This is a genomic window from Pseudomonas sp. I2 (genome assembly GCF_040984075.1).
Lineage (GTDB): Bacteria > Pseudomonadota > Gammaproteobacteria > Pseudomonadales > Pseudomonadaceae > Aquipseudomonas > Aquipseudomonas guariconensis_B.
Genome location: NZ_JBCGFQ010000100.1, coordinates 1 through 4532, shown reverse-complemented (window position 1 = coordinate 4532; position 4532 = coordinate 1). Strand labels below are relative to the sequence as shown.

Sequence of the window (4532 nt, the reverse complement as noted above, 5' to 3'; positions counted from 1 at the left end):
GATCCTCGGCGACCTGGAAGGCGAGTCGCGCGAGGTGGCCAAGGTCCATGCCGGTATCGCCCGGCAGATCGTGCTGCATGGGCAGCCGCTCAAGGCACCGTGCATCATCCTCTCCGGCGGCGAGACCTTCTGGCAGTTGGCGCCATGGCCGAAGTAGTCGAGAAGAGCTGGCAAGGCGAAGTCTCCGGCCTGGTGGTGACCCGCTACGGCCATGGCGCCAACTGCCAGAAGATCGAGGTGGTCGAAGCCGCCCACCCCGTCCCCGATGCCGCCGGCCTGGCCGTGGCCAAGCGCGTGCTCGAACTGGTCAGCGACCTGAGCGAAGACGACCGGGTGATCTTCCTGCTCTCCGGCGGTGGCTCGGCCCTGCTGGCACTGCCCGCCGAAGGCCTGACCCTGGCCGACAAGCAACAGATCAACAAGGCCCTGCTCAAGTCCGGCGCCACCATCGGCGAGATGAACTGCGTGCGCAAGCACCTCTCGGCGATCAAGGGCGGGCGCCTGGCCAAGGCCTGCTGGCCGGCCACGGTCTACACCTATGCGATTTCCGATGTACCGGGCGACCTGGCCACGGTCATCGCCTCCGGCCCCACCGTGGCCGACCCGAGCACCCGCGCCGATGCCCTGGCCATCCTCAAGCGCTACGCCATCGACGCGCCCAAGGCGGTCATCGACTGGCTCAACGACCCGGCCTCGGAAACCGTCAAGGCCGACGACCCGGCCCTGGCGCGCAGCCACTTCCAACTGATCGCCAAGCCCCAGCAGTCGCTGGAGGCCGCGGCGGTCAAGGCGCGCCAGGCAGGTTTCAGCCCGCTGATCCTCGGCGACCTGGAAGGCGAGTCGCGCGAGGTGGCCAAGGTCCATGCCGGTATCGCCCGGCAGATCGTGCTGCATGGGCAGCCGCTCAAGGCACCGTGCATCATCCTCTCCGGCGGCGAGACCACCGTCACCGTACGCGGCAACGGCCGCGGCGGGCGCAACGCCGAGTTCCTGCTCAGCCTGACCGAAAGCCTCAAGGGCCTGCCCGGCGTGTACGCCCTGGCCGGTGACACCGACGGCATCGACGGCTCCGAGGAGAACGCCGGCGCCATCATGACCCCGGACAGCTACGCCCGCGCCGAGGCCCTGGGCCTGTCGGCCGCCGACGAGCTGGACAACAACAACGGCTATGGCTACTTCGCGGCGCTGGAGGCGTTGATCGTCACCGAGCCGACCCGCACCAACGTCAACGACTTCCGCGCCATCCTGATCCTCGAGAGCCCGCAATCATGACGCCTGATAAGAAAGTCAAAATCCTCGCCACCCTCGGCCCTGCGATCAAAGGCGTCGACGACATCCGTCAACTGGTCGAGGCCGGGGTGAACATCTTCCGCCTCAACTTCAGCCACGGCGAACACGCCGACCATGCCCTGCGCTACCAGTGGATCCGCGAGGTGGAGCAGCAGCTGAACTACCCGTTGGGCATCCTCATGGACCTGCAAGGGCCGAAACTGCGCGTGGGCCGTTTCGCCGACGGCAAGGTCCAGCTGCAGCGTGGCCAGGCCCTGCGCCTGGACCTGGACACCACCCCGGGCGACAGCCGTCGGGTCAACCTGCCCCACCCGGAGATCATCGCGGCCCTGGAGCCGGGCATGGACCTGCTGCTCGACGACGGCAAGCTGCGCCTGCGGGTGACCGCCAAGCACCCTGATGCCATCGACACCGAGGTGCTGGCCGGCGGCGAGCTGTCCGATCGCAAGGGCGTCAACGTGCCCCAGGCGGTGCTCGACCTCTCCCCGCTGACCGAGAAGGACCGCCGCGACCTGGCCTTCGGCCTGGAGCTGGGTGTGGATTGGGTGGCGCTGTCGTTCGTGCAGCGCCCCGAGGACATCGCCGAGGCGCGCCAGTTGATCGGCGACCGTGCCTACCTGATGGCCAAGATCGAGAAGCCTTCGGCGGTGGCCCAATTGCAAGCGATCGCCGAGCGCTCCGACGCGATCATGGTGGCCCGTGGCGACCTGGGCGTGGAAGTGCCGGCCGAAAGCGTGCCGCAGATCCAGAAGCAGATCATCGGCACCTGCCGCCAGCTCGGCCGGCCGGTGGTGGTGGCCACGCAGATGCTCGAGTCCATGCGTTTCTCGCCGGCGCCGACCCGCGCCGAGGTCACCGACGTGGCCAACGCCGTGGCCGAGGGTGCCGACGCGGTGATGCTGTCGGCCGAGACCGCCTCGGGTGACTACCCGCTGGAAGCCGTGCAGATGATGAGCAAGATCATCCGCCAGGTGGAGAACGGCCCGGACTACCAGGCCCAGCTCGACGTCGGCCGTCCCAAGGCCGAGGCCACGGTGTCGGATGCCATCAGCTGCGCGATCCGCCGTATCAGCAGCATCCTGCCAGTGGCGGTGCTGGTCAACTACAGCGAGTCGGGCGCCTCGACCCTGCGCGCCGCCCGCGAGCGACCACGGGCGCCGATCCTCAACCTGACACCGAACCTGACCACCGCCCGCCGCCTGAGCGTGACCTGGGGCGTGCACTCGGTGGTCAACGATCGCCTGCGCCAGGTCGACGAGATCTGCTCGACCGCGCTGGAGATCGCCCAGGCGCAAGGCATGGCCAGCCGTGGCGACACGCTGCTGATCACCGCCGGTGTGCCGTTCGGCAAGCCGGGGACGACCAATACCCTGCGGATCGAAACCTTGGTCTGAGCCGGTCAGTACGTTCATCTGGGGCCGCTTCGCGCCCCATCGCCGGCAAGCCCGCTCCCACACGGCCCTGCAAGCCACATCATGTGTGATCGACTCGGACCCTGGGAGCCGGCTTGCCGGCGATGGGCTGCCAAGCAGCCCCAATGCGAGGACCTGGCAGCAACCACGAACAATGCGGAAAACCCGAGGCCCGACAGAGGCCCACCGCTTCCCATCCACCTCATCGACTGCCCATGTACACCAAGAATTTCGTCAACCCGTGCCCCGACTGGGCCACGGCACTGCTCAATGGCTTCAGCCAGGTGCTGTTGCTACGTAACCCGCTGTGCGGCCTGTGCTGCCTGTTGGCGCTGCTGCTGACCGCCCCCGCGCTGGTCGGCGGTGCCCTGCTCGGCGCCCTGGCCGGCCTGCTCACCGCCCAACGCCGCGGCTACGACCGCACCGACCGTCAGGCTGGCCTGTACTGCTACAACGGCGTGCTGATCGGCATCCTGATCAGCGCGGTGCTGCCCTGGTCGGCTATCCTGCCGCCACTGATCATCGCCGCCGGTGGCCTGTCCAGTATCCTCACCCACCAGTGGCGCAAGCGCGGAGGCAAGCTGCTGATCGCCTATACCGCGCCCTTCGTGCTGCTGGGCTGGGGCACCCTGCTGCTGGCCAGCCCCTTGCTCAGTACCTACGTCGAGGCCAATCCGCTGTATGCCCTGCTCCGTGGCCTGGGCCAGATCTTCCTGCTGGACAACCCACTGGCCGGCCTGCTGATCGCCATCGGCCTGTTCATCGCCAACCCCTATGCGGCCGTCTGGGCCCTGCTCGGCTCGGCCATCGGCGGTGGCGCGGCATTGCTGGCCGGCGAAGCGCAATCCGCCTGGCAGGGGTTGTTCGGCTTCAATGCCGCGCTGGCTGCGCTGGCCTTCGGACGGGAGCGCACACCTCCCTGGCGACCACTGATGGCAATCATGCTGGCGATTGCGCTGCAGTACATCATGGTGATGTGCTCCATCCCTGGCCTCACCGCACCGTTCGTACTCGCCTGCTGGTGTTTGCATGGCGCGCGACTGGATGCCCGTGCCAACGAAACCTTGCCCGATGGCGGATCCTGATCGCCTGTACTTCCACAAGGTACATGCGCTGCCCTTGTGAGTATGCTCCCTGCACGACAGCGTGGCGCCAGGGCGGGCGTGGGTGTCATACGAACGACCGAAGATGCCTGACCTCGGGAGGGCATCATTCGTCATGACTGACGTATGTTGGAAACAAGAGAATGTGCGCTTTCAATGATTGCGTTCTTACCCATGCCAGCAACGTCCCACCAACCTAGCGTCACTTCTGCTCCGGTGAAACTGAGCTTCGTCGTTCTCGCCCTTATGTGCTCATAGGAAAGGTCAAACTTCAATCCACTGGACGACCTGCCAGTGGCTGAATCAACTCCCACGTTCATGGCGTCCCTGAGAGTGTGTCTCCAGACGACTCCATCTTTATTGATCGTCATCGTAGAGGTCTGGATATTCTCAAACCCCACGTTCAGCGGAATGCTCACCCCCTCGCTCGATCGTTCAGCATTGACCACCATTCTTCCAACATCTCTAGCCTTCAGTTTTACCTGGATGCCAGTGCGCGTCATGCGAATCGTTGATTGAGGCCTGCTGACGGCGATCGGGTTTGGAGCCACGGATACCCGATTGCCCACTCTGTCCCTGAACATTAACCAAAAGGCGCTTTGGACCTGTCCCGTGACAGCGGACGCCAAGAAGCGATACTTAGATCGCTATCTTGGAGGTTGCCATGTACCCGAGCACTCGCCGTAACTACACCGATGAGTTCAAGGCTCAGGCCGTTGCGCTAGCT

At 65.8% G+C, this 4532-nt stretch carries 3 protein-coding genes and 2 pseudogenes; 4 read left to right on the top strand and 1 reads right to left on the bottom strand.

What is annotated here, in order from left to right; genetic code table 11:
• From WCE05_RS25600 to WCE05_RS25585, 4 genes and pseudogenes are all read left to right on the top strand, one after another.
• Window positions 1-127: pseudogene (locus WCE05_RS25600) on the top strand (hypothetical protein); the annotation flags it as partial.
• 5 nt (window positions 128-132) lie between these two features.
• A pseudogene (locus WCE05_RS25595) lies at window positions 133-1272 on the top strand (glycerate kinase); the annotation flags it as partial.
• Window positions 1269-2684 carry a pyruvate kinase gene (gene pyk, locus WCE05_RS25590; protein WP_253081460.1) on the top strand — a complete coding sequence of 472 codons (1416 nt, stop codon included), beginning with the start codon at window positions 1269-1271 and terminating at the stop codon, window positions 2682-2684. The pseudogene WCE05_RS25595 and the gene pyk, both read left to right, overlap by 4 nt.
• A gap of 233 nt (window positions 2685-2917) precedes the next feature.
• The gene (locus WCE05_RS25585) at window positions 2918-3787 is read left to right on the top strand and encodes an urea transporter (protein ID WP_225789248.1); all 870 of its coding nucleotides are present in this window, start codon (window positions 2918-2920) and stop codon (window positions 3785-3787) included.
• Between the two features lie 131 nt (window positions 3788-3918).
• On the opposite strand, the gene WCE05_RS25580 is transcribed toward WCE05_RS25585, so the two are convergent.
• A complete protein-coding gene (locus WCE05_RS25580; RefSeq protein WP_368816803.1) occupies window positions 3919-4308 on the bottom strand; it encodes a hypothetical protein in 390 nt (129 codons plus the stop codon).
• Window positions 4309-4532: the final 224 nt, after the last annotated feature.

Excerpts from the sequence above, each read along its gene's own strand:
- WCE05_RS25580 (WP_368816803.1), bottom strand. The coding sequence starts at position 4,308 with ATGACGCGCACTGGCATCCAGGTAAAACTGAAGGCTAGAGATGTTGGA.
- WCE05_RS25585 (WP_225789248.1), top strand. The coding sequence starts at position 2,918 with ATGTACACCAAGAATTTCGTCAACCCGTGCCCCGACTGGGCCACGGCA.
- pyk (WP_253081460.1), top strand. The coding sequence starts at position 1,269 with ATGACGCCTGATAAGAAAGTCAAAATCCTCGCCACCCTCGGCCCTGCG.